Origin of the sequence: Bradyrhizobium sp. CIR48 (assembly GCF_014198315.1) — a bacterium.
Lineage (GTDB): Bacteria > Pseudomonadota > Alphaproteobacteria > Rhizobiales > Xanthobacteraceae > Bradyrhizobium.
Genome location: NZ_JACIHG010000001.1, coordinates 674440 through 699672 on the forward strand (window position 1 = coordinate 674440; position 25233 = coordinate 699672).

General features: G+C 65.2%; 21 protein-coding genes and 1 tRNA gene. 15 read left to right on the plus strand and 7 right to left on the minus strand.

The features are described from left to right. Positions 1-137: 137 nt before the first annotated feature. Positions 138-383, plus strand: coding sequence for a pentapeptide MXKDX repeat protein (locus tag GGD66_RS03380; RefSeq protein WP_018323138.1), 246 nt, complete (start codon positions 138-140; stop codon positions 381-383). A 109-nt stretch (positions 384-492) separates the two neighbouring features. Here GGD66_RS03380 and GGD66_RS03385 read toward each other — a convergent pair whose 3' ends face one another. Next, a complete protein-coding gene (locus GGD66_RS03385; RefSeq protein WP_018323139.1) occupies positions 493-840 on the minus strand; it encodes a DUF6481 family protein in 348 nt (115 codons plus the stop codon). Positions 841-1105: 265 nt separating this feature from the next. On the opposite strand from GGD66_RS03385, the gene GGD66_RS03390 reads away from it, so the two are divergent. The 3 genes from GGD66_RS03390 to GGD66_RS03400 all read left to right on the plus strand — a co-directional run bounded on the left by GGD66_RS03390 (position 1106) and on the right by GGD66_RS03400 (position 2607). Further along, complete coding sequence (locus GGD66_RS03390; RefSeq protein WP_026202882.1) at positions 1106-1342, plus strand: hypothetical protein; 237 nt, start codon at positions 1106-1108, stop codon at positions 1340-1342. A 79-nt stretch (positions 1343-1421) separates the two neighbouring features. Continuing rightward, entirely contained in the window at positions 1422-1640 is a 219-nt protein-coding gene (locus GGD66_RS03395; RefSeq protein ID WP_092258373.1) for a hypothetical protein, read from the plus strand. Between the two features lie 175 nt (positions 1641-1815). Continuing rightward, a complete protein-coding gene (locus GGD66_RS03400; protein WP_183256869.1) occupies positions 1816-2607 on the plus strand; it encodes a hypothetical protein in 792 nt (263 codons plus the stop codon). Between the two features lie 454 nt (positions 2608-3061). Here GGD66_RS03400 and GGD66_RS03405 read toward each other — a convergent pair whose 3' ends face one another. Next, entirely contained in the window at positions 3062-3220 is a 159-nt protein-coding gene (locus GGD66_RS03405) for a hypothetical protein (RefSeq protein ID WP_018323143.1), read from the minus strand. Positions 3221-3919: 699 nt separating this feature from the next. Between GGD66_RS03405 and GGD66_RS03410 the strand changes: the two genes are divergently transcribed. Then, the gene (locus GGD66_RS03410) at positions 3920-4138 is read left to right on the plus strand and encodes a hypothetical protein (protein ID WP_018323145.1); all 219 of its coding nucleotides are present in this window, start codon (positions 3920-3922) and stop codon (positions 4136-4138) included. Positions 4139-4277: 139 nt separating this feature from the next. Here the strand turns inward: GGD66_RS03410 and GGD66_RS03415 are convergent, their stop codons facing one another. Further along, entirely contained in the window at positions 4278-4505 is a 228-nt protein-coding gene (locus GGD66_RS03415; RefSeq protein ID WP_018323146.1) for a DUF2171 domain-containing protein, read from the minus strand. A gap of 116 nt (positions 4506-4621) precedes the next feature. On the opposite strand from GGD66_RS03415, the gene GGD66_RS03420 reads away from it, so the two are divergent. After that, positions 4622-5908, plus strand: coding sequence for a hypothetical protein (locus GGD66_RS03420; protein WP_183256870.1), 1287 nt, complete (start codon positions 4622-4624; stop codon positions 5906-5908). 33 nt (positions 5909-5941) lie between these two features. Here the strand turns inward: GGD66_RS03420 and GGD66_RS03425 are convergent, their stop codons facing one another. Further along, positions 5942-6193, minus strand: a complete 252-nt coding sequence (locus GGD66_RS03425) for a hypothetical protein (RefSeq protein WP_018323148.1) — start codon at positions 6191-6193, stop codon at positions 5942-5944. 117 nt (positions 6194-6310) lie between these two features. Beyond that, positions 6311-6387 (minus strand) — tRNA-Arg (locus GGD66_RS03430). Between the two features lie 408 nt (positions 6388-6795). On the opposite strand from GGD66_RS03430, the gene GGD66_RS03435 reads away from it, so the two are divergent. The 6 genes from GGD66_RS03435 to GGD66_RS03460 all read left to right on the plus strand — a co-directional run bounded on the left by GGD66_RS03435 (position 6796) and on the right by GGD66_RS03460 (position 18012). Next, a complete protein-coding gene (locus GGD66_RS03435) occupies positions 6796-12000 on the plus strand; it encodes an alpha-2-macroglobulin (RefSeq protein WP_183256872.1) in 5205 nt (1734 codons plus the stop codon). 122 nt (positions 12001-12122) lie between these two features. Next, positions 12123-14231, plus strand: coding sequence for a penicillin-binding protein 1C (gene pbpC / locus GGD66_RS03440; protein WP_183256873.1), 2109 nt, complete (start codon positions 12123-12125; stop codon positions 14229-14231). A gap of 50 nt (positions 14232-14281) precedes the next feature. Further along, entirely contained in the window at positions 14282-16024 is a 1743-nt protein-coding gene (locus GGD66_RS03445) for a glycosyltransferase family 39 protein (RefSeq protein ID WP_183256874.1), read from the plus strand. Between the two features lies 1 nt (position 16025). After that, on the plus strand, positions 16026-16871 hold the full coding sequence (locus GGD66_RS03450; RefSeq protein WP_092258353.1) for a phosphatase PAP2 family protein: 846 nt from the start codon (positions 16026-16028) through the stop codon (positions 16869-16871). A gap of 68 nt (positions 16872-16939) precedes the next feature. Next, complete coding sequence (locus GGD66_RS03455; RefSeq protein WP_092258350.1) at positions 16940-17677, plus strand: glycosyltransferase family 2 protein; 738 nt, start codon at positions 16940-16942, stop codon at positions 17675-17677. Then, a complete protein-coding gene (locus GGD66_RS03460; protein WP_018323154.1) occupies positions 17674-18012 on the plus strand; it encodes a lipid-A-disaccharide synthase N-terminal domain-containing protein in 339 nt (112 codons plus the stop codon). Before GGD66_RS03455 ends, GGD66_RS03460 begins: the two co-directional genes overlap by 4 nt. A 9-nt stretch (positions 18013-18021) precedes the next feature. Here GGD66_RS03460 and GGD66_RS03465 read toward each other — a convergent pair whose 3' ends face one another. Together GGD66_RS03465 and metC are read right to left on the minus strand one after the other, a co-directional pair. After that, positions 18022-19713, minus strand: coding sequence for a Na/Pi cotransporter family protein (locus tag GGD66_RS03465; RefSeq protein ID WP_183256875.1), 1692 nt, complete (start codon positions 19711-19713; stop codon positions 18022-18024). A gap of 176 nt (positions 19714-19889) precedes the next feature. Further along, positions 19890-21074 carry a cystathionine beta-lyase gene (metC, locus tag GGD66_RS03470; RefSeq protein WP_092258344.1) on the minus strand — a complete coding sequence of 395 codons (1185 nt, stop codon included), beginning with the start codon at positions 21072-21074 and terminating at the stop codon, positions 19890-19892. 389 nt (positions 21075-21463) lie between these two features. On the opposite strand from metC, the gene GGD66_RS03475 reads away from it, so the two are divergent. Genes GGD66_RS03475 through GGD66_RS03485 form a run of 3 tightly spaced genes read left to right on the plus strand, consistent with a single transcriptional unit; the run spans position 21464 to position 25227 of the window. Further along, complete coding sequence (locus GGD66_RS03475) at positions 21464-22480, plus strand: amino acid ABC transporter substrate-binding protein (protein WP_028144715.1); 1017 nt, start codon at positions 21464-21466, stop codon at positions 22478-22480. A gap of 24 nt (positions 22481-22504) precedes the next feature. Next, positions 22505-23710 carry an amino acid ABC transporter permease gene (locus tag GGD66_RS03480; RefSeq protein WP_183256876.1) on the plus strand — a complete coding sequence of 402 codons (1206 nt, stop codon included), beginning with the start codon at positions 22505-22507 and terminating at the stop codon, positions 23708-23710. Then, entirely contained in the window at positions 23707-25227 is a 1521-nt protein-coding gene (locus GGD66_RS03485) for an amino acid ABC transporter permease (protein WP_092258651.1), read from the plus strand. Before GGD66_RS03480 ends, GGD66_RS03485 begins: the two co-directional genes overlap by 4 nt. Positions 25228-25233: the final 6 nt, after the last annotated feature.

The following is a 25233-nucleotide window of genomic DNA, read 5'->3' on the forward strand; positions in this document are numbered from 1 at the left end:
CTCCCTAGAACGGCGGATCGCAGCAGGCTCGTCAAAAATTTATCTCGCGGCGAGGTAACAATGCGGGGCGTCCATCCGTCGAGATTGAATAGCGGCGTCCGTCGCTGACAAACACCATCTCGAAGGAAAGATGATCCATGACCATTCGCACCCGTATCGTGCTCGGCGTCTCCGCTGCCGCTCTCTCGCTCGGCCTCGCGCTCGCGCCGGCCGCTTTTGCTCAGGACAAGATGGGCAAGGATGACGGCATGATGAAAAAGGACACGATGTCCAAGGACGGCATGATGAAGAAGGACACCATGTCCAAGGACGACGGCATGAAGAAAGATCACATGTCGAAGGACGGGATGAAGAAGGACGACGGGATGATGAAGAAGAACTGATCTTCGACTGTCGTCCGCAGCAGACGGACGTGCGTCGAAAATCCAGGGGCGGTCACGTCGACCGCCCCGGAATAGTCAGTTCAACTTCAGTTGAACGCGACCGGGAATGCTACTTGCGCTTGGCCTTGCGGGCGGCGTAGCGGGCGTCGCGCTTGGCCTTCTGCTCGGCCTCGATTTCAGCCTGCTTGGCGATCGCTTCCTCCGCCTCGCGGGCGATCCGGGCAGCCTCTGCCGCTGCGGCCTCTTCCGCGATACGCTTCTGCTCGGCCTTTTCGGCCTCGCGCGCTGCCTTTGTCTCGGCGCGCTTGGCCGCGAGGGCCTCGCGCTCGGCGCGTCGTGCCGCGACCGCCGGATCGTCGTGACCGGGCTGCGACTTGAATTTGTTCAAAAGATTTTTGCGTGCTTCCTGCGCCGCCTTTTGTCGGTCGGAGAAGCCTGGTTCCCTGAATCCACTCATCGAACGAACCTTGTCTTCCTCACTTTCAGCCCTACATCACTGCGTGTTGGTACGTCGGCTGGGCATAGCGGGCGCCACGCGACGCAGAAGCGTGTACATCGGCGCGCGTCGCGAAGCCACCCATAATCGCAGCCGATCAGGTAGACGAAAAATCGCCGCCCCGACGATCTCGTAGCCCGGAAAAACTGCCGAATTGTGATGTCCCTCATAAGGGAGCACGCGGGCGACGCCTAGCGTCCGCCCCGATACGAGACGGAGCACGGGCATGACGTTCTTCCGCTTCCACCAAAAGGCGCTCGCAATCGCCTTGGCCCTGATAGCCGTTGCCGGCGCGGCGCTGCTGCTCGCTCGTCCGCAGCCCATCGAGAGTGCCGTCCTGGGTGCCGACTGGGAATGTACCCAGACCGCGTTCGTGCTCACGACCTGTGCACCGCGGCTCCAACAGGCGATCCCGGCGGTCGAAACCTCGCGCAAGGATGCGATCCGGGCGACCCGAGGCTGAACCCGACGAACTGGGCTGATCGGGATGTGACGGGACGTCGCAGAGGTGGTAAGCCGGCACGCCCGCGCGGTAGGTAGCCATGTCCACGTCCAAGCTCGAGTCCAAGCCCGAACGGGGCGAAAAGCCGAAATCCCAACCCGGTGATAACCGCCGTGGCGCGATCGCCGGCTTGATCATCGCGATCCTGATCCTCGGTGTCGGCTGGTGGCTCGCGCGGGACCTCACCGCGGCCAGCAAGATGCAGGACTGCCTGATGTCCGGGCGGAGCAATTGCAACGTGATCGAGCCGGCCCGCTAGAAGCGGTCCAGCACGGCCCGTCGAGCCGAAAAAATGCCGTGATCTTAACCATTTGTAACGCGACATAGCTGACCAAAGCAGGTCAGCTATGTCAGTCGGCATCAAGCCGAGCGCGATCCGAATCGTCTATCGCGCCAGGCACCACGGCATTCGAGAGAGTAGGGGTCAAGCACGCATGAGTGCGTCCAGCCGCATGAAGATCATCATTTCCCTGGTTTCGGCCACGTCGTTGCTCGCGCTTTCGGCACAGGCCCAGGACGCCGGGCCGTCGAGGGACGCAAGGCTACCAAGGGACGCCGGCCAGCCTCCGGCCCGCCCGGGCGCAGGGGCACCGCCTCCGGACGGTCAGAACATGCGCAGGGGCCCGGCGCCGCAGCAGGCGGCCCGACCCGCGCCGCAGCCCGGTGGCCAGCCTCATGCTGGTCCCGGTCCGCATGGCGCCGGCGGTCCGCCGCCAGGACGCCATGTCGCCCGTGGTCCCGCTCCGACGCGCGACTGGGGCGGACAGGCCTATCGTGGCAATCGCTCCTGGGACGGTGGGCGCTGGCGCCACGAAGTCCACAACGGTCGCTCCGGCTGGTGGTGGGACGTTGGCGGCGTCTGGTATTATTATCCGCAGCGGATGGCCGGTCCGCCCGCCTACATCTCCGAGGAGTATTACGACGACGTGCCGGTGGCCTATGCCCCGCCGCCGCCTCCGGTCGCCTATGCACCGCCACCTCCGCCGCCGCCGGCTGATCCCGGCGCGAGCGCGCTTGGCGGCGCCATCGTAGGCGGCGTGCTGGGCGGACTGATCTCGGGTAACGCCACAGGGGCTGCCGCGGGCGCGGTTCTCGGCGGCGCGACCGGAGCCATCGCCGGTGCCACCGCCGCCTCTCAGCCCGGCTACTACTGGGCGCAGGGCAATTGCTACTACCGCTATCCTGACGGGCAGTACGTGGCGACCGATCCGCGAGCGTGCCGCTAAGGCACCGGTCGCGTCCTGACCTGAAAGAGGCGGGCGAAAGCCCGCCTCTTTTGTTCTGGCGCCGCCAACCGATTGTCTCGATGCGCATGTCGGCGCGACGTTCGGCGGCGCACAACAACTGCCTCAAAATAGCACTGGCTCCCGGTGCCGCTTCACGCGATTCTCAAAAGAAAAAACGTTGGGAAAACGATTCGCGGGGACGTGGGACATGCTGGATGCAATCCAGATCAGCCTGGCGCTTTGGGCCATGATCGTTTGCGGCGGGATCAAGCTGGGGCAGGTGGTGCACTGCCTGTTCTAAAGCGCGATGAGATTTGGATGAATCGTCATCGCTCTTTCGGTTGTTGTTTGCGCATGCTCTTTCCGGAAAACCGCTTCGCACGTTTCCGGATCATGCTTTAGCGCACGATCGCTGCCGCGAGCCTTGCTCGCCAGCGCGACGGATCGGCCTGCGTCACACGAGCCAGTTGAAGAACGCAATCGCGCCCCAGACCAGGCCGGCGATCCAGGCCAGCATCACGATGCCGATGGTCCCGAGATAGGCGATGCCGAGCAGGTCGGTCCTTTGTCGTTGCGTCGGGACGTTGGCCGGAGCTGCTGCTTCTTGTGTCATGACGGGAAATACCATCGATGCCTTCGCGGGCTGCTGGAGCGTCGAGATATGGTCTAACCGAGATGCAGGTCGCTGACTGTGACACAATTCACAGATCGCCTGGATGAAAGCCCAGCCAAATGGCTTCGCAATCGGCGCATGCATGCAGTGAAGCAGTCGTGCCGGCCGTTTGCCTCAGTCCGGCAGACGCGACGTTACCCCGCAATCATACGGACGAAATTGCCATGGGCTTGTCCAGATGGCCGGCTAGAGTCGGTCTCATGTGTACCAAGTACGACCCACAGCACGAAGCGGAGGCCGCGATGAAGCGGGCCGCGGCATCGGAAGGCGCCGATCGGCAACGGCTGATCCAGTTGGCGCTGGCCTGGCACGAGCTGGCCCGCGAGCGGCGCGACGAGCGGGCGGACTGAAGGCAAACGCAGGGGAATTTCGCGTCAGACGATGACGGGCCGAGCCCGGCCGATAGGTTGATCTGCATGAGAAAGCCCCGTGCTCGGGGGACAAGCACGGGGCTCTTCAAAGCCGACCGGGGCTGGCAGGTCGGCACCACCTGATTTCAAGCCATCCAACGTCCAGGTCGTGATCTCGTTCCACGCCGCTGCTCATTTTGTTGTGCTCTGCTTGATACGCCTGGCGTTGCGCGGGGCAACGCCTCGCTCACGCTCAGGAACCTCCGTTCCCCGCGGACGTTGGCCGTCCATGACCGACCCTGAGTTACGCGCACAGTCCTTCGACATTGCCTGGAAATATCTCGACCGATCCGGCCTGCTCACAGGCGAACACGAGGACTCCGCTCGCTTCATCTTGAACCGGATCGATCGGTTGATGCTGCGAGGAGAGCGCCGCAGGCTGTTGTTGTCGAACGCTGCGATCGACGCGTACCTGCTGCGGCCGACGCTCGTGCCCATGGCTACGTGATCGATGGCTACGTGATCGATCCGACGAAACGCGATGTTAAGAAAAGCGCAGCGCCGATTTTGCGATTACGATTCGTGCTTTTGGAACGAAGCGGAGTCGGATCGTGAACAAACAAAAAGCCCCCGAAGGGGCTCAATGTTCAGGCGGCTTCCGTCTTCGGCACGGCGTCGGCATTCATTGAGAGCTTGACGACATCGCCTTCGACGGCACCCACATATTTCGTGTCGATGTAGTGATGATGGTCCTTGTGACCTTCCGGGCTGTCCTTCCGCGTCAGCTTGATGCGATTGCCCTCGACGCGGTCGACCGTGCCGACATGTGCGCCGTCCTTGCCGATGATCTTCATGTGCTCTCTGATCTCAGACATGTTGTCCTCCTTGCACCGTCTCAACGGCCAGGATGGACGTTCGTTGCAGCGGGCGCGCGTTGGACCCAAGGCGATTTCCGCACGTTGTCATCCGATCGGATCTGCCCAAGACGCGCATGGAGACCATTCAGGCCTATCTCGAACGGAAGCACTGGGAACTCGGGCTGTTGAATGACTGCCTGAGGCATCGGCTCGATTTGACGCGTCCGCGATCGGTCGACGAGGTCGTCAGGTCCAAATTCCAGATCACTGCGGCGCTCAGGGCAGAGCACGAGCTGCACGAGTGGAAGGCAACGGAAACAGCCTGGTCGCACACCGCCGATCCCGTCAGCGGGCCCTTCAAGTTCAGTTACGATTACCAGCGTGCCGATCTTACGGTGCGCGGTCCTTCCTTCTATGAGCTCGACGGCGGCTGCATGAGCGCGGCGATCTATACTGCCTCAGGCATGGCTGCGATCTCCGCCGTGCTGCTCGCCTCCGCGCAAATCGTCGAGAAGGCTGATTTGCTGGTGCTTCCCGGCTCCTATGGCGAGACACTGGAGCTGATCCGGGGTCTTGTTCCTCATCTGCGGCTCGTGGCTTTGAGTCTGCCGCTGAGCGATGCGTTTGCTTCGGCGAATTCCCCTAAAATTCTTCTGTTGGATTCCTGCTCCCGCGCCGGCGCTTTTGAGGCAGCGATCCGAAGCGACGGCTCGGGTCTCGATCTCGTGATTTTCGATACGACATGCTTCGCGGGCAGCTCGGGCCGGATCCGGCGCGTCCTGAGCTGGGCCCGGCGATACGGAACTCCACTGGTGCTGGTGCGAAGTCACAACAAGCTCGATTCGCTCGGGGCGGAATATGGCCGCCTCGGCTCGGCGGTTTTCGTGCAGGGGAATGAGAACCGGCAGCGGGCAGGGCGGCCTGATTGGACACGTCTCGCAGCCGAAACCCGGAACGCGGTGCGGCTTCTCGGCGGCGCGGCGTTGCCGGCGCACTTCCCGCCCTTTGTCGGTAGCGCGGTCTACTGGGCCCTCACGAAACGGCGTGTTGCGGCGATCCTGCGCAACGGCCGAAGCATGGCACGCCATTTCGCTGCAAAGCTCCCGGCGCTCTCGGCCGAGCTCCATTTCGCCCACGGTCTCTACGTCACCTTGCGGGGTAGGCGCCCTCTCGACGAGGCGAGCGCGCGGCAGGCCGCCGAGGACATGAGCAACGAACTGCGCGCCGAGGGCCTCCCGATTCGCCATGCCGGCAGCTTCGGTTTCGACTTTGCTGCGACCGAGTGGTTTCACGACGCGACCACGGATCAATATAGTGTGCGGGTGGCCGTGTCGGACTTGCCGACGGAGGTCTGGGGCGATCTCACCTCAGCGATTGCGCGCTGGTGGCAGATTCGTCAGTCGACAGGTGGCGGAGGATGAATCTCGTCGCTTGCGCGGACGAGGGCGCCTCGATCAGTCGATCGCCAGGCAATGCTCCAGGGCCGGCTTTTCGTTGTTGTCGCGGCTGGGACGCGCCCACTCCTGAACGGCGAAGGCAAGGTGATGCTGGCCCATTCCAGCGCCAACGATCGATGCCTGAGCTACCTTGATGGGCCTTGTGACCACACTGGTGTTCACCACGCCTGCGTCGATTGCCAGATACGACATCGCGACGATTGCCACCGCAGATGCGATAGCCATTCTCGTCCATTCGGTAGGAAGCATCGGAGTCCTTAACGCGGGCGCAACCCGCCCGGCGCATACATAGGGCTGATCTGCGCCGTTCAAAGGCCGGCGTATGGTTACCCACGCGTTCGTGAAGGGCGGTGGATTTAATGAGACTGGCGATCCCAGCAGGACTCGAACCTGCAACCCGCGGAGTAGAAATCCGCTACTCTATCCAGTTGAGCTATGGGACCGTCGCTACGCCAGCCTCCGTTGGGAGGCCGGCTGGTTCATCTACCATGCCAAATATGAAAAATATCGTCTTTCGCCAAGTCTGAACCGAACCCTTTTCCTCAGAGCCGCGACAAAGCGAGACGGTGGCATGTCAGGGTGCCGGGTTGAGCGGCCGCGGACTGGACGATGGATCACATCGCCGGGAACGCTGGCCAGCTTCCGGGATGTGGCCGCCGGTCGACGGGTCGGGTATCGCTGCGCCATCAGGACGGCGTGAGCGGCGGTATCTTGATCGGTCTCCTCTGGGCTTGCCTTTCCATGGCGAATGCGACGATTTGCACCTTTGGTTCCATCGCCTTGAGTCCGTCACCTTTCCGCGCATTTCATGCTGCCAGCGGGCGGCTGTCCGCGATTTCCGGGAGTCCACCATGATCGGTCTTGTTCGCGCCGTCACAATTTGCGCCACGCTGGCGCTCGGCTTCAGCGCAACACACGCTGCCGACAAGGCGTTCAAGCGCGACGACCTCGCTGATTCCGCCATCAAGCTGGAGGCCCAGATCAAGAGCGAGGCGGGGCCCGTCGCCAAGTCCAACGTGACGCTGAAGACGGACGCCGATGCCGCCTTCCGGCGCAATGATTACCGCACCGGCCTGTCGGTGCTCGGCCAGATCGCGGCGACCACGCCGGAAGACGCCGGCAACTGGCTGCGGCTTGCCAAAGTCATCTTCCAGATATCGCCGAAGAGCTCGAGCGAGCAGATCTTCCTGCTGGAACGCGCCTCGACCGCGGCCTACATCGCCTACCTGCGGGCCGGCAATCCGGGCGAGGAGGCCGATGCGCTTGCGGTGCTCGGCAAGTCGCTGTCGGAGCGCAAGCTGTGGCGGCCGGCGCTGGATTCGCTGCGGCTGTCGCTCGACCTGCGCGAGGTCGCCGACGTCCGCGGCCAATATGAGAAGATGCGCGACGAGCACGGCTTCCGGCTGCTCGACTACACCGTCGACTCGGATTCGGCGAGCCCGCGCGCCTGCTTCCAGTTCTCCGAGGAATTGGCAAAACGCACCGACTTCGCGCCGTACCTCGCGCTGGCGGGGCAGGACAAGCCGGCGCTGTCGGCCGAAGGCAAGCAGCTCTGCGTCGACGGGCTGAAGCACGGCGAGCGCTACAACATCAATCTGCGCGCCGGCCTGCCGTCCACCGTGAAGGAGGGGCTGCCGAAATCGGCCGAGTTCAACGTCTATGTGCGCGACCGCAAGCCGTTCGTGCGCTTCACCAGCCGGGCTTATGTGCTGCCCCGAACCGGCCAGCGCGGCATTCCCGTGGTCAGCGTCAACACGCCTGCGGTCAATATCAACGTGTTCCGGATCGGCGACCGCAATCTGATCAACACGGTGGTCGACAGCGATTTCCAGAAGACGCTGTCGAAATACCAGCTCTCCGATCTCGGCGATGAGCGCGGCGTGAAGGTCTGGACCGGCGAGCTCGCGACCGCGATGACGCTGAACCAGGACGTCACCACGGCATTCCCGGTCGACCAGGCGCTCGGCGAGCTTCAGCCGGGCGTCTACGTGATGACGGCCGCCGCCAAGGGCCCGGGCTCGGACGACGATTACCAGCTCGCCACGCAATGGTTCATCGTCTCCGATCTCGGGGTGTCCGCCTATTCCGGCAATGACGGTATCCACGTGTTCGTGAACTCGCTGGCCTCGACCGATCCGGTCGGCAAGGCTGAGGTCCGGCTGGTTGCCCGCAACAACGAGATCCTGGCGACCCGCAAGACCGACGACAGTGGCCACGTGCTGTTCGAGGCGGGGCTTGCGCGCGGCGAGGGCGGCCTGTCGCCGGCGATGCTGACGGTCACGGGCGAGAAGGCCGATTATGCCTTCCTAAGCCTGAAGTCCTCCGCCTTCGATCTGTCCGATCGCGGCGTCTCCGGCCGCGTGGTGCCCGCAGGCGCCGATGCCTTCGTCTATGCCGAGCGTGGCGTCTACCGATCCAGCGAGACCGTCTATCTCACCGCGCTGTTGCGCGACGGGCAGGGCAATGCCGTCAGCGGCGGACCGCTGACGCTGGTGATCGAACGTCCTGACGGCGTCGAATACCGACGTGCCGCGCTCGCCGACCAGGGCGCCAGCGGCCGTACGCTGTCCGTGCCGCTCAACTCGGCCGTTCCGACCGGGACGTGGCGGGTGCGCGCCTTCACCGACCCGAAGGGCTCCTCGGTCGGCGAGACCACCTTCATGGTCGAGGACTATGTTCCCGATCGGATCGAATTCGACTTGTCCGCCAAGGACAAGCTGATCAAAGCTAACGCTCCAGTGGAGCTTAAGGCGGACGGCCATTTCCTCTATGGCGCGCCCGCGTCCGGCCTGCAGCTTGAAGGCGACATGCTGGTCGCGCCCGCAAGCGAACGTCCGGGCTTTGCCGGCTACCACTTCGGCGTCGCCGACGAGGAGACCACCTCCAACGAGCGCACGCCGCTAGAGAACCTGCCCGAGGCCGACGCCAACGGCGTTGCGACCTTCCCGGTGACGCTGGACAAGCAGCCGGCCTCGACCCGTCCGCAGGAGGCACAGATCTTCGTCCGCATGGTGGAGACCGGCGGCCGCGCCGTCGAGCGCAAGATCGTGCTGCCGGTTGCGCCCGCGACCGCCCTGATCGGCGTCAAGCCGCTGTTCGGTGACAAGAACGTCGCCGAGGGCGACAAGGCCGAGTTCGATGTCGTGTTCGTCTCGCCTGAGGGCGAGAAGCTGCGCCGCGACGGCCTGCGCTACGAGCTCCTGAAGATGGAGTCGCGCTACCAATGGTACCGCCAGAACAATTACTGGGAGTACGAGCCGGTCAAGTCGACCTCGCGCGTCGCCGACGGTGATGTGACGGTTGCCGCCGACAAGCCGGCGCGGATTTCGCTCACCCCCCAGCCGGGCCGCTACCGGCTCGATGTGAAGTCGAACGATGCCGATGGCCCGGTGACCTCGGTGCAGTTCGACGTCGGCTGGTATTCCGACGGCAGCGCCGACACGCCGGACCTCCTGGAGACCTCGATCGACAAGCCGCAATATTCCTCCGGCGACACCATAACGGTGTCGGTCAATGTCCGCAGTGCCGGCAAGCTCACCATCAACGTGCTCGGCGACCGCCTGCTGACGACGCAGACGATCGACGTCAAGGAAGGCACTGCTCAGGTGAAGCTCCCGGTCGGCAAGGACTGGGGCACCGGCGCTTACGTGGTGGCGACGCTGCGTCGCCCGCTCGACGCCGCGGCCCAGCGCATGCCGGGCCGGGCGATCGGCCTGAAATGGTTCGGCATCGACAAGCAGGCCCGCACCTTGCAGGTCAAGCTGTCGCCGCCGGCGCTGATCCGGCCGAACGCAGCGTTGACAATCCCGGTCAAGCTCGACGGGCTCAATCCGGGCGAGGACGCCAAGATCGTCATCGCCGCGGTCGATGTCGGCATCCTCAACCTCACCAATTACAAGCCGCCGGCGCCGGACGATTACTATCTCGGCCAGCGCCGCCTGAGCGCCGAAATCCGCGACCTCTACGGGCAGCTGATCGACGGCATGTCCGGCACGCGCGGCCAGATCAAGTCCGGCGGTGACGCCGGCGCTGGCGAGCTGCAGGGTTCGCCGCCCGCGCAAAAGCCGCTGGCGCTCTATTCCGGCATCGTCACGGTTGGCGCCGATGGCAGTGCGGAAGTCAGCTTCGACATTCCGGAGTTCGCCGGCACCGCACGCGTGATGGCGGTGGCGTGGACCGCGACCAAGCTGGGCCGCGCCAACACCGACGTCGTGATCCGCGACCCCGTCGTGCTGACCACGACGCTGCCGCGCTTCCTGCTCAACGGCGACCACGGCACGGTCAACCTCGAGATCGACAATGTCGAGGGCCAGGCCGGCGACTACGTCATCAACGTGAAAACGGGTGGACCGGTGAAGATGACCGGCAATCCCGCGACCACGGTCAAGCTCGCCGCCAAGCAGCGCAACTCGTTCACGCTCGCGATCGACGCGACCGCGGCCGGGCAGGCGACGCTCGACGTCGACATCAAGGGACCGAACGGGCTGACGCTGGCGCGCCACTACGCGTTCGACGTAAAGGCGGCGACGCAAGTGCTGGCGCGGCGTTCGATCCGGACGCTGGCGAAGGGCGAGAGCCTGACGCTGACCTCGGACATGTTCTCCGACCTGGTGCCGGGCACCGGCAGCGTCTCGGTCTCGGCGAGCCTGTCGACCGCGCTCGATGCGGCGACGATCCTGAAGGCGCTCGACCGCTATCCCTATGGCTGCTCGGAACAGATCACGAGCCGCGCGATGCCGCTGCTCTACGTCAACGACCTCGCGGCCGGCGCGCACCTCGCCATGGATACCGAGGTCGACCAGCGCATCCGCGATGCGATCGAGCGGCTATTGGCCCGCCAGGGCTCGAACGGCTCGTTCGGCCTGTGGTCGGCCGGCGGCGACGATGCCTGGCTCGACGCCTACGTGACGGACTTCCTGACCCGAGCCCGTGAGAAGGGTTTTGCGGTGCCTGATGTCCTGTTCAAGAACGCGCTCGACCGCATCCGCAATTCCGTCGTCAACGGCAACGAGCCGGAGAAGGACGGCGGGCGCGATCTCGCTTATGGCCTCTATGTGCTCGCACGCAACGGCGCAGCGCCGATCGGCGATCTCCGCTATCTCGCCGACACCAAGCTGAACAACCTCGCGACGCCGATCGCGAAGTCGCAGCTTGCGGCGGCTCTCGCCCTTGTTGGCGACCGCAATCGCGCCGAGCGGGTCTATGGCGCCGCCCTCGACAGCCTCGCGCCGAAGCCTGTCCTGGAGTTCGGCCGCACCGACTACGGCTCGCAGCTTCGCGATGCCGCAGCTTTGGTCTCGCTTGCCAGCGAAGGCAATGCGCCGAAGGCGACGCTGACGCAGGCGGTGTCGCGGGTCGAGACCGCGCGCGGGCTGACGCCCTACACCTCCACGCAGGAGAATGCGTGGCTGGTGCTGGCGGCGCGGGCGCTGGCCAAGGAGAACCTGTCGATGGAGGTGGATGGCCAGCCGGTCAAGACCGCGCTCTATCGCAGCTACAAGGCGGACACGTTGAGCGGCAAGCCGCTGAAGATCACCAACACCGGCGATGCGCCGGTGCAGGCGGTGGTCTCGGTGTCGGGCTCGCCGGTGACGCCGGAGCCGGCAGCGTCCAACGGCTTCAAGATCGAGCGCAACTACTTCACGCTCGACGGCAAGCCGGCCGACATCAGCAAGGTCAAGCAGAACCAGCGCTTTGCCGTGGTGCTGAAGATCACCGAGGCCAAGCCCGAGTACGGCCACATCATGGTGTCCGACTATCTGCCGGCGGGCCTGGAGATCGACAATCCGAAGCTGGTCTCATCGGGCGACAGCGGCACGCTGGACTGGATCGAGGACGGCGAGGAGCCTGAGGATACCGAGTTCCGCGACGATCGCTTCACGGCGGCGGTCGATCGCGCCTCGGATTCGAAGTCGGTCTTCACCGTCGCCTATATCGTGCGCGTGGTCGCGCCCGGCAAATACGTGCTGCCGCAAGCCTATGTCGAGGACATGTACAATCCCTCGCGCTACGGCCGGACCGGCACGGGCACCGTCGAGGTGCGGGCGGCGAAGTGAGTGCTGATTGAATGAGCGCAGCGGAGCCACATACTCAGTCGTCATGCCCGGGCAAAAGCGCGAAGCGCGTCTTCGCGCAAATGTCCCGGGCATCCACGAACTGTGGCGCAGCGGGCAAGAACGTGGATGGCCTGGACAAGCCCGGCCATGACGCAGCAAGGGGCCGCGGCCTTCGTATCCTCTCCGCCCTCGCACTCTCTTTCATCCTCGCCATCGTCGGCTTCGTCGGCTGGGTCTACTCGCTCGGACCTCTCCCGCTCGACGAGGCCCGGCATGTCTCCACCACCATCGTCGACCGCAACGGCAAGCTGCTGCGGGCCTACGCCATGGCCGACGGCCGCTGGCGGCTGCCGGTCGATGCCAAGTCCAACGTCGACCCGACCTATCTCAAGCTGCTGTTCGCCTATGAGGACCAGCGCTTCTACGCCCACAACGGTCTCGACCCGCTCGCACTCGGGCGCGCCGCGTTGCAGCTTGCGACGCGCGGCCACATCGTCTCTGGCGGCTCGACCGTCAGCATGCAGCTGGCGCGGCTGATGGAGCCGCGGCGGCAGCGCTCGCTCTACGCCAAGCTGCGGCAGATGGTGCGCGCGATCGAGATCGAGCGCAGCATGAGCAAGGAGCAGATCCTCGACCTCTATCTCGCGCTGGCGCCTTATGGCGGCAATCTCGAGGGCATCCGCGCCGCCTCGATCGGCTATCTCGGCAAGGAGCCGAAGCGGTTGTCGCTGGCCGAAGCCGCGCTGCTGGTCGCGCTGCCGCAGTCACCGGAGACGCGCCGCCTCGACCGCCATCCCGAGGCCGCGCGCAAGGCGCGCGACCGCGTGCTCGATCGCATGGTCGAGGAGCATGTGGTCAGCGCAGACGACGCAAGGCAGGCCAAGGCCGTGCCCGTGCCAAAACTGCGCAAGCCGATGCCGATCCTGGCCCCGCATGCGTCCGATACCGCGCTGTCGACGCTCAAGGATAAGCCGGTCATCAAGCTGACGCTGGATGCGAACCTGCAGAAGGTGCTGGAGCCGCTGGCGCGCGACCGCGCCATTGCGCTCGGGCCGAACATCTCGGTCGGCATCATCGTGGTCGACAATGAGAGCGGCGACGTGCTGGCACGCGTCGGTTCGGCCGATTATTTCGACGAGAGCCGGGCAGGGCAGGTCGACATGACCCGTGCGATCCGCTCGCCGGGCTCGACGCTGAAACCCTTCATCTACGGGCTCGCCTTCGAGGACGGTTTCGTCCATCCGGAGAGCCTGATCGACGATCGGCCGGTCCGCTTCGGCTCCTACGCGCCGGAAAATTTCGACATGACCTTCCAGGGCACGGTGCCCGTGAGGAAGGCGCTGCAACTCTCGCTGAACGTGCCCGCGATCGTGCTGCTCGACCGTGTCGGCTCGAGCCGGCTGGCGTCGCGACTGCGGCAGGCCGGCGGCAATCTGGTCCTGCCCAAGGACGAAGCGCCGGGGCTTGCCATGGGGCTCGGAGGCGTCGGCGTGACGCTGCAGGATCTCGCCCAGCTCTATACGGGCTTTGCCCGCCTCGGCACCACCAAGCCGCTGCGCGAGGTGATCGCTGACAAGGACGACCGCGAGCCACTCCGGCTGCTGGATCAGGTCGCGGCCTGGCAGGTCGGCAACGTGCTGCTGGGAACGCCGCCGCCGGAGAACGCCGCCCACAACCGCATCGCCTTCAAGACCGGCACCTCGTACGGCTATCGCGACGCCTGGTCGGTCGGGTTCGACGGCCGGATGACCATCGGGGTCTGGGTCGGCCGGCCCGACGGTGCGCCGGTTCCCGGCCTGATCGGGCGCGTCGCCGCAGCACCGATCCTGTTCGATGCCTTCGCCCGCAGCGGCAAGACGCTGACCGCATTGCCGAAGCCGCCAAGGGGAACCCTGGTTGCCAGCAACGCCAAGCTGCCGTTGCCGCTGAAGCGGTTCCGGCCGGTGGGGGAACTGGTGCGGACCGGCCGCGAGCAGGCGCTGCATATCCAGTTTCCGCTGAACGGCTCGCGGATCGACGTCGATCGCTCCGGGGGGCAGGAGAGCGGCGCGATGCCGGTCAAGGTCGCGGGCGGCGTGCTTCCCATGACCGTCATGGTTAACGGTACGGCGCTCGGCGAGATCGACGGACGTCGCCAGCGCCTGATCGATCCGCCCGGTCCGGGCTTTGCTCGGCTCACCGTGATCGACGCCACGGGCGCCGCGGACACAGTCGTCATTCGAATTCAATGACCCTGCCTTAAGCGGTTGTGGCGATGGCGGTTTCAGCGTAAGCGGAACCAATGGCCGAGACCTACCCAACTCCCCGTTTTGGAGCGCCCCGCGAGCCAAAATCGCCTGCAAATCCGGGCAGCGGGCTCGTGCGCATACTCGATGTCGCCACGGCCAGCCATGCCCGCGCCGTTGCCTTCCTGCTCGTGTGCGCGCTGCTGTTGTTCCTGCCGGGCTTCTTCACGATCCCGCCGATCGATCGCGACGAGGCGCGGTTCGCCCAGGCCACCAAGCAGATGGTCGAGAGCGGCGACTATGTCGATATCCGCTTTCAGGAGGACGTCCGCTACAAGAAGCCGGTCGGCATCTATTGGTTGCAATCGGCGACGGTCGAAGCCGCCTCGATGCTCAAGCTGCCGAAGGCCGAATTGCGGATCTGGGTCTACCGGCTGCCGTCCCTGTTCGGAGCGATCGGCGCCGTGCTCATGACCTATTGGGCCGCGCTCGGCTTCGTCACGCGGCGTGCCGCGGTGCTGGCGGCGCTGATGATGTGCGCTTCGGTGCTGCTCGGCGTCGAGGCGCGGCTCGCCAAGACCGACGCGATGCTGCTGTTCTGCGTGACCGCCGCGATGGGTGCGATGGCGCGGGCCTATCTGTCCTGGCAGCGCGCCGAGGACGAGACGCATCCGCCCTGGAGCTGGCCCGCGATCTTCTGGACCGCGCTTGCGGTGGGCATCCTGATCAAGGGCCCGCTGATCCTGATGTTCGCAGGGCTGACCATAGCCGCGCTCGCGATCCAGGACCGCGATGCCTCCTGGCTGTGGAAGCTGCGCCCGGTCTGGGGCCTGATGTGGATGCTGGTGCTGGTGCTGCCCTGGTTCGTCGCGATCTTCTGGCGCGCGGGCGATGCCTTCTTTGCCGATTCCGTCGGCGGCGACATGCTGAGCAAGATCGGCGCCCAGGAATCCCATGGTGCGCCGCCTGGACTTTACCTGGCGCTGTTCTGGATCACGTTCTGGCCGGGCGCACCGCTCGCGGCGATGGCGGCACCCGCGGTGTGGCGGGCGCGGCGTGAGCCCGGCGCGCAGTTTCTGCTGGCCTGGCTGATCCCGTCCTGGATCGTGTTCGAGGCGGTGCTGACCAAGCTGCCGCATTACGTGCTGCCGCTGTACCCGGCGATCGCCATCCTCACCGCCGGTGCGGTGGAGCGGCGCGTGCTGTCGCGCTCCTGGCTGATGCGCGGTTCGGCCTGGTGGTTCGCGATCCCCGCGGCCACCTCGATCATCGCGGTGGTCGGCGCCGTGATGCTGACGCGGCAGCCCGCTTTTGTGGCTTGGCCGTTTATCGCGGCATCGCTGATTTTCGGCCTGTTCGCCTGGTGGCTCTACGACAACAACCGCGCCGAGCGCTCGCTGCTCAACGCGCTGGTTGCGGCCTTGATGCTGGCGGTGGTGGTGTATGGCATCGTGCTGCCGTCGCTGACGCCGCTGTTTCCGAGCATCGAGATCGCGCGCGCCTTGCGTAACGTCACCTGCGTCGGGCCGAAGGCGGCGGCGGCCGGCTATCACGAGCCGAGCCTCGTCTTCCTGACGGGCACCCAGACCCTGCTCACCGACGGGTCGGGCGCGGCCGACTTCCTGAGGCAGGGCAGCTGCCGCTTTGCGCTGATCGAGCAGCGTTCGGAGCGGAGCTTCGTGCAGCGCGCCGAGGCGATCGGGCTGCGCTACAAGGTTGGCACCCGCATCGACGGCTACAATTTCTCGCAAGGGCGCGCGATCTCGATCTCGATCTTCCGCTCGGAAGGCACCGAATAGGATGCCTGTTACGACCAGCCCCGCGCCCCGTCCGGGCTATCCCGCGCAATTGCTCGCCGTGTCCCGGAGCGCGCTGGCGCAGCTCGTCCGCACGCCCTCGCATTCGCGCCGCGCAGAGGCCGCGCGAAAGCTGGCGCGGCATTCGCTGTGGCTCAGTGCGACGGGCGCGGCTCTCGTCATCGCGCTGATGCTCGCGTTCGACCAGACCGAGATCCAGCTGATGCCGGCGCGCGGCACGCCAAGCCTGTGGCCGATCCGCATCCTCACCGATTTCGGCAAGGACGAGTACCTGCTCTCGGTGCTCGGGGGCTTGCTGGTGGTGTTGGCGCTCGTTGCGGCCGGGCTTCACGGCACAAGCCGCGCGCTGCTCCTCGGTCTCGGCACACGGCTGCAATTTGTGTTTCTGTCGATTGCCGTGTCGGCGTTCGTTGCCGAGGTCCTGAAATATGTCATCGGCCGCGGACGTCCGTTTGTCGGCGGCAAAGCCAATCCCTTCAACTTCGTGCCGTTCGAGGGCACGGGGGCCTACGCCAGTCTGCCTTCGGGCCATGCCGTGGCGGCGTTCGCGCTGGCGTTTGCCGTGTCGGCATTGTGGCCGCGCCTGCGCGTGTTCATGTTCACTTACGCAATCGTGATCCTGTTGACGCGGCTGGTGCTGGTCGCGCATCACCCGAGCGACGTCGTTGCCGGCGCCCTGGTCGGCACGGTCGGCGCCATGGCGGTCCGCTATTGGTTCGCGGCCAGGCGGCTGGGTTTTGCCATCCGCGCGGATGGCACCATTGTGCCTCTTCCGGGGGCGGTCTCGGGCCATCTCAAAAGGGTTGCCCGCGGGGCATCCGCCCCATAAAAGCGGCTGCCTGCCGGGACCGCCGGTTCCCAGGGGTCCCCAGGCCCACTTCCAACCACGAGCCGCCTTTGTCGACGTCCCAGCCCTCGGTTTCCATCGTCGTTCCCGTGCGCAACGAAGCCGACAACATCGCGCCGCTGATCGCGGAGATCGGCGCGGCGCTCGATGGCCGCTGGGCCTATGAGATCATCTACGTCAACGACGGCTCGACCGATGCGACCGGCGAACGGCTCGCGGCGATCATGGCGCAGCGGAGCAATCTGCGCCAACTGCGCCACGCCAGATCAGGCGGCCAGTCCGCGGCCGTGCGCAGCGGCGTGCGCGCGGCGCGCGGAGCGATCGTGGCGACCCTCGATGGCGACGGCCAGAACAATCCAGCCTTCCTGCCCGACCTGATCTCGGCGGTCGAGAAGGGCACAGGGCGCGTCGGCCTCGCTGCGGGGCAGCGTGTCGGACGCAAGGATACCGGCTTCAAGAAATTCCAGTCGCGCATAGCGAACGGCGTCCGCAACGCCATCTTGAAGGACGGCACGCGGGATACCGGCTGCGGGCTCAAGGCATTCCGCCGCGAGGTCTTCCTGATGATGCCCTATTTCGACGGGCTGCATCGCTTCCTGCCGGCGCTGGTCCGCCGCGAAGGCTACGACATCGCCTATGTCGACGTGATCGACCGGCCGCGCCATTCCGGCGTGTCCAACTACGGCTTCTTCGACCGGCTGTGGATCGGCATCATGGATCTCGCCGGCGTATGGTGGCTGATCCGCCGCAAGAAGCCGACACCAGATGTGACTGAGGTGAACGCATGATCATTCAATACGGTCAGGCGCTGAGCAATTATCTCTACGACGTCTTCGTCGCCAAGTTCGATTTCTGGCTGGCATTCGGCCTCGTCGCGCAGCTGTTCTTCACCGCGCGCTTCCTGGTGCAGTGGATCGCGAGCGAGCGCGCAGGCAACAGCGTGGTGCCGATGGCGTTCTGGTTCTGCTCGATGGGCGGCGGACTGATGACGCTGGTCTACGGCGTCGTGAAGCGCGAGCCGGTGATCATCCTCGGACAATCGCTCGCGACCATCATCTATATCCGCAACATCATGCTGATCATCAAGAACCGCGGCCGCGCCTCGAAGACGCTCGATCGCTGAGCCCAGGTTTTAGTGCGGCAAGGCCGAGGCCGCGCCTGAGGTTGGCAGGGCCGCTGTCTCCGCCTCCGTCCTGCGATAGGGCACGCCGGCCGCGTCGAGCACGGGATAGGCGACCGAGCAGATATGCGAGTGGATGCGCCTGAGGTCGCGCAGCACGTCCAGATGCAGCGACGTCGTTTCGATGGTTTCGGGGCGGCCCTCGCGCAGGCGGTCGAGATGTCGCTCGACCGCGGCGAGCTCGGTGTTGCGCAGCGCGGTTTTCTCCACCAGCAGCTTGCGCGCCTCGTTGGCATCACCGGACATGAAGACCCCGAAGGCGATCCGCAGCGAGTCCATCGTGCGCTTGTGGAAGGCGGCGAGTTCATCGGCGCCTTCCGCCGAGAACTGGAAGCGACGCTTGATCTTCTTGGTGGCGAGCTCGCTCAGGCTCTTGTCGATGATGTCGCCGATATGTTCGAGGTTGATGGCGAAGGAGATGATCTCCATCGCACGCCGTCCTTCGCTCTCGTCGAGGCTGCCCCGCATCAGCTTGGTCACGTAGAGCTTGATGGCCTCGTCGAGACCGTCGACGAAATTGTCCATCTTGGAGACCTGGTCGACCAGGGCACGGTCGCCTGTCATCATCGCCGCCATCACCTTGCGCAGCATGACCTCGACGAGATCGCCCATCCGCAACGTCTCGCGCGCGGCGTCGGCGAGCGCCAGTGACGGCGTCTCCAGCGCGGTCTCGTCGAGATAGCGCGGCCGGGCTGGGTCGGCCTCCTGCATGCGATCCGGCAGGAGACGCGTCAACAGGCGCGACATGGTGTCGAGCAGGCCGATGAAGACGACGGCGGTGCCGACATTGAAGGCGATGTGGAAAGCCGCCGTCATCCTGGCGAGATCGGGCTGCCAGGCGTGCATGTGCTCGGCGATCGCGCCGAGGAAGGGCAGGACGAGGGCAATCCCGATCACGCGGTTGACGAGATTCCCGACCGGCAGGCGGTAGCTCGCGGGGTCGTCACGCCTGGCGCCCTCGAACACGGGATTGATGGCACTGCCGAGATTGGCCCCGAGCACCAGCGCCAGCGCCGCGTCGGGCGTGATGAACTGCGAATAGGCCAGCGACATGATCAGCAGCACGCTGGCGACGCTTGAATGCACGGCCCAGGTGACGAGGGCGGCGATGACGATGCACAATATGGGATCGCCCGTGATGGCCGACATCACGATGCGGACGCCCGGTGCGTTCTCAGCCGGCGCCAGCGTGTCGAGCAGGATGTGCAGCGAGAGCAGCATCAGGCCGAGGCCGATGCAGACGCGGCCGATGTCCTTGATCCGCGATCGCGGGCCGGAGCGGAAGGCGACGAGGCCGAGCACGAACAGGACCGGCGCAACGGCTGCGATGTTGAACGACAGCACCTGCACGATCAGCGTCGTGCCGACATTGGCCCCGAGCATGATGGCGAGCGCCGCGGCGAGGCTGACGAGCCCCTCGGCTGCGAACGAGCTCGTGATCAGGGCGGTCGCGGTGCTGCTCTGGAGCAGCGCGGTGAGGCCAAGGCCGGCGGCGAAAGCGCTGGCGCGGTTGCTCAGCGCCTTGCCGAGCAGGCGCCTGAGGTCGGGACCGAAGGCGCGCAAGATCCCGCTGTGGACCATATGCAGGCCCCACAGCAACAGCGCAACGCCGCCCATCAGATCGAGCAGAACCAACGTTCCCATGCTCCGTGTCCGGATTGGAGTCGATTGGTGAGGCTAGCGCCAAATGCTTGAGGTTCAAACCTTTTGTTGGCGCGTCGACGTTAACGTTTACGCCAACTGCACGTTCCCGCGGCGCGTTGAGCGTCCGCCGCGGCGCGCGTTGGCGCGTCCGCAGTCGAGATGCCTTGTGAGCAGGCTCACATTGCCGCTTTGAGGGCAGCGAAGCCGCGGTCGAGATCGGCCTTGAGGTCGTCGACGCTCTCCAGACCGATGTGGAGACGCAGCGTCGGGCCGCCCGGCGACCACTTGGTCGCGGTGCGATAGGCATCGCAGTCGAAGGGAATCGCAAGGCTCTCGAAGCCGCCCCACGAAAAACCCATGCCGAACAGCTTGAGCGTGTTCAGCATGGTGTCGACCGCTTTCTGCGGGGCCGGCTTCAGCACGATGCTGAACAGGCCCGAGGCGCCAGTGAAGTCACGCTTCCAGATCGCGTGACCGGGATCGGTCTCCAAGCCGGGATGCAGCACGCGCGCGACCTCGGGCCGGCTAGCCAGCCAGCGCGCCATGTCGAGCCCGGAACGGTGATGCTGCGCCAGCCGCACCGACAGCGTGCGCAGGCCGCGTAGCGCCAGGAAGACATCGTCGGGCCCGGCACAGACGCCGAGCAGGCGGATGCCTTCAGTGACCATCGGCCAGGCCTTGGCATTGGCCGAGATGGTGCCGAACATGATGTCGGAATGGCCGCCGATATATTTGGTGGCGGCCTGCATGCTGATGTCGACGCCCTGTTCGAGCGAGCGGTGATAAAGCGGCGTTGCCCAGGTGTTGTCGTCGATGACGAGCGCGCCGCGCCCATGCGCGACCTCGGCGATGGCGCGAATGTCCGGCATCTCGAACGACTGCGAGCCTGGCGCCTCCACCAGCACGGCCCGGGTGTTGGGCTTGAACAGCTTGTCGATGCCGGCGCCGATCATCGGATCGAAATAGCTGGTCTCGACGCCAAAGCGGGTGAGCATGCCGTTGCAGAAATTGCGCGAGGGCCGATAGACGTTGTCGCAGACCAGGAGATGGTCTCCGGCCTTGAGCACCGAGAGCAGGGTGGTCGAGATCGCCGACAGCCCCGACGGCACGATGCCGACGCCGGCGCATTGCGGTCCCTCCAGCGCCATCAGCGTCTCCTGGAACGCCTTGGTGGTGGGGGAACCATGACGGCCATAGGTGAACTCGCCGCGATGGGCGTGCAGGTCCTCGGCGGTCGGGTAGAGCACGGTCGAGCCGTGAAAGACCGGCGGATTGACGAACCCCTTCTGCGCCTTGGTGTCGCGGCCGGAGGTGACCAGCCGGGTCTCGGCCTGCTGCTCTTGGGGGTGCGAGGAATCCATGCGTCTGCTTTCAAAACCGCGTTTCCGCTCGGGCTTGGCGCCTGACGGGCTGGCCGAAAGGCCGCTGTCGTTAATAACAGAACACAGAAGAGTCCCGTCAACCCCTTGACCCGGCACGCCAGTCGTTCTGTGATGCGCAGGTGCTATTCAGTCGCCGCATGTTGAGGGGCCTGCCGCGACCTTCGATCCATCGTCTGACCGGACCTTGCGCCACAGCCATATCGGCGGGCGCCTGCGGCGGGGATTAAGGTATGGCCTCCCGGGATCGGCGGGTGTTCGGCAAGGTTTTCCAGCATGACTCTTGCAGGGCTGGCCTTGATACGCCTGGCCCTGGCAGCGATGATCCTGAGACAACGTTCCTTGAGACGACTTTGAAAGGCCCAAAGCCCATGAAACGCGTAACCCTGGCTCTCACCCTTGCTCTCGCCGCCGGCCTCTCCGCCCAAGCCGCCGACGCGCAAACGCTCAAGACGGTCAAGGACCGGGGCATGCTGTCCTGCGGCGTCAGTCAGGGCCTGCCGGGCTTCTCCTCGCCCGACGACAAGGGCAACTGGACCGGCCTCGACGTCGACGTCTGCAAGGCGATCGCCGGGGCGATCTTCAACGATGCGACCAAGGTCAAGTACGTGCCGCTGTCCGCCAAGGACCGTTTCACCGCGCTGCAATCCGGCGAAATCGACGTGCTCTCGCGCAACACCACCTGGACCATCTCGCGTGATACCTCGCTCGGCGCCAATTTTACCGGCGTGACCTATTATGACGGGCAGGGCTTCATGGTGAAGAAGTCGCTCAAGGTGAATTCGGCGCTCGAGCTCAACAGCGCCTCGGTCTGCGTGCAGACCGGCACTACCACCGAGCAGAATCTGGCCGACTACTTCAAAGCCAATAACATGAAGTACGAGGTGATCGCGTTCGGCACCAACGACGAAACGGTCAAGGCCTATGAGGCCGGACGCTGCGACGTCTTCACCACCGACCAGTCGGGCCTGTACGCCAATCGCCTGAAGCTTGCCAATCCCAACGACCACATGGTGCTTCCCGAGATCATCTCGAAGGAGCCGCTCGGCCCCATGGTGCGCCACGGCGACGATCAGTGGTTCGACATCGTGAAGTGGACCCTGTTCGCGATGGTCACCGCTGAAGAGCTTGGCGTGAGCTCGAAGAACGTCGACGAGAAAGCGAAGCTGGAAAATCCCGAGTTGAAGCGCGTCCTCGGCACCGACGGCAATTTCGGCGAACAACTCGGCCTGACCAAGGACTGGGTGGTGCGGATCGTGAAGGCGGTCGGCAATTACGGCGAGGTGTTCGATCGCAATGTCGGCGCGGGCTCGCCGCTCGCCATCAATCGCGGTCTCAACAATCTCTGGAACAAGGGCGGTCTTCAGTACGCGCCGCCGATCCGCTGATCATCCTGATCCGCTGGCAGCGGCATGAGCACCGAGGCCCGAAAACCGCCACCCCAGATCGCGCTGAAGATCAGGCGCGTTCTGGGTGGCAAGGCAGGCTGGAACGGCATTGCCGTCCAGTTTGCCTTCGCGGCGATCCTGGGCTGGATCGGCTATGAGATCGTCTCCAATGCCCGCGCCAATCTCGAAAACCAGCACATCGCCGCCGGTTTCGGCTTCCTCAGGAATAATGCCGGCTTCGACGTCAACCAGACCCTGATCTCCTATACCGGTTCGGACACGTTCCTGCGCGTGTTCGTGGTCGGGCTCTTGAACACGCTCGTGGTCTCGGTGGTGGGCATCGTCTTCGCCACCTCGATCGGCTTCATCGTCGCGCTGTGCCGGCTGTCGCCCAATTGGCTGTTGTCGCGCGTCGGCGAGATCTATGTCGAGATCATCCGCAACCTGCCGCTGCTGTTCCAGATCCTGTTCTGGTACCTCGCGGTGCTGGCTGCCTTGCCCAATCCTCGGCAGAGCATCTCGCTGCTCGGCGTTGCCTTCATCAGCAATCGCGGCCTCGTCATTCCTAGCCCGATCGGCGGGAGCGGCCTCGCGCCATTCCTGGCGATGCTGGCGCTCGGTATCGCCGCATCACTGGCCTTGCGCTTCTATGCGCGGCGCGCGCTGTTTCAGGAAGGGCGGATGATCCGGATCTGGCCCACCGTATTGGCCCTGCTGTTCGGGCTGCCGCTTGCCACGATGTTGGTGTTCGGTCTGCCCTTCACCTTCGAGCTGCCGCAGCTGAAGGGCTTCAATTTTGCCGGCGGATCGCGGATCATCCCGGAGTTCGTGGCGCTAACGCTGGCGCTGTCGACCTATACCGCCGCCTTCATCGCCGAGATTGTGCGCGCCGGAATCTTGTCCGTCCACAAGGGGCAGATGGAGGCGGGGGCCTCGCTCGGCCTCAGCCGCGGCAACACGCTGCGGCTGATCGTGGTGCCGCAGGCCATGCGGGTCATCGTGCCGCCGCTGACCAATCAGTACCTCAATCTCACCAAGAACTCGTCGCTGGCGGTCGCGATCGGCTATCCCGACCTCGTCTCGGTGTTCGCCGGCACGTCGCTGAGCCAGACCGGGCAGGCGATCGAGATCATCGCGATGACCATGGGCATCTATCTCCTGATCTCGCTGCTCACCAGCGCGATCATGAGCGTCTACGGGTGGCGCGTCAGCCGGAGTCTGGGCGCATGAGCGATATCGCCTCGAGCAGCTTCGTCCGCCGCGACCTGCTCACCGAGCGTCCCGCACCGATGAAGACCACGGGCTTTGTCGGGCTGATGCGCACGCGCCTGTTCAACTCGCCCACCAACATCCTGCTCACGATCGTCGGCGCCCTGCTGCTGTGGTTCACCATCGTTCCCTCGGTCAGGTTCTTGATGGTCGATGCGGTCTGGAGCGGCAAGGACCGCACGGCGTGCCTCGCGGAGAACGCCGGCTTTGCGGTCGGCGCCTGCTGGCCCTACATCCAGGCCAAGCTGCCGCAATTGATCTACGGTTTTTATCCCGAGGCCGAGCGCTGGCGGGTCAACCTCGCGTTTGTCCTTGCGGCGGTCCTGCTCGTGCCACTGCTCGTGCCGCGTCTGCCGGCAAAGGGGCTCAACGCCAGTCTGTTCTTCTTCGCATTTCCAGTGGTCGCGTTCTTTCTGCTGCACGGTGGCGGCATCAAGGGCTTTGGCCTCAGTTGGACCGCCGGCCTGCTGGAATTGTTCGACGAGAGCATCATCGGCGCCGGGCAGGCCGTGCTCGGTTTCAGCAAGACGTCCGCCGTTGCGCCGCTGTTGTGGGCGGTCGGGAATTTCATCGTGCTGTTCGGCACGGCGATCTCCTGGCTGATCCTTCCGCTGACCTGGTTGCGCGATCAGATCCAGGGAGCGGGTCAGTCGGTCTGGGCCGATTTTGCCGTCACGACCGTAGTCGTGTCGTTGATCGCCTTCGGCCTCGGCGGCGGCTTGCGCACGGGTTGGCGCGCTCTGGCCTCGAGCATTGCTGCCTTCGTCGCCATCGCCGCGGTGATCAAGCTGATGGGTCTCGATCGCGGTGGACTGCCGGTCGTGACGACGAATTTGTGGGGCGGCCTCCTGGTGACGCTGGTGGTCTCCGTCACCGGCATCGTCACCTCGCTGCCGATCGGCATCGCGCTGGCGCTCGGCCGCCGCTCCACCATTCCGCTGATCCGGATCTTCTCGATCGCCTTCATCGAGTTCTGGCGCGGCGTGCCGCTGATCACGGTGCTGTTCTTCGCCACCTACATGCTGCCCCTGTTCCTGCCCGGCAATTTCACCGTCGACGGTCTCGTCCGCGCGCTGATCGGCATCGCGCTGTTCACGGGCGCCTATCAGGCCGAAAACGTCCGCGGCGGGCTCGCAGCGATCCCGCGCGGGCAGGGCGAGGCGGCCGCGGCCCTGGGGCTGTCCTGGTGGAAGACGACCTCGCTGATCGTGCTGCCGCAGGCGCTGCGTCACGTCATTCCGAACCTCGTCAACAGCTTCATCTCGTTGTTCAAGGACACTTCGCTGGTCTCGATCGTGGCGCTGTTCGACCTGTTGGGCTCGCTCAGGGCCTCGTTCTCGGACCCGAAATGGTCGACGCCTTCGACCGCGTTCACCGGCTTCGCCTTCGCCGGGATCATCTACTTCATCTTCTGCTTTGGAATGTCGCGCTACTCGCTGTTCGTCGAGCACCGCCTCAACGCCCACCGTCGCAACTGATCGAGG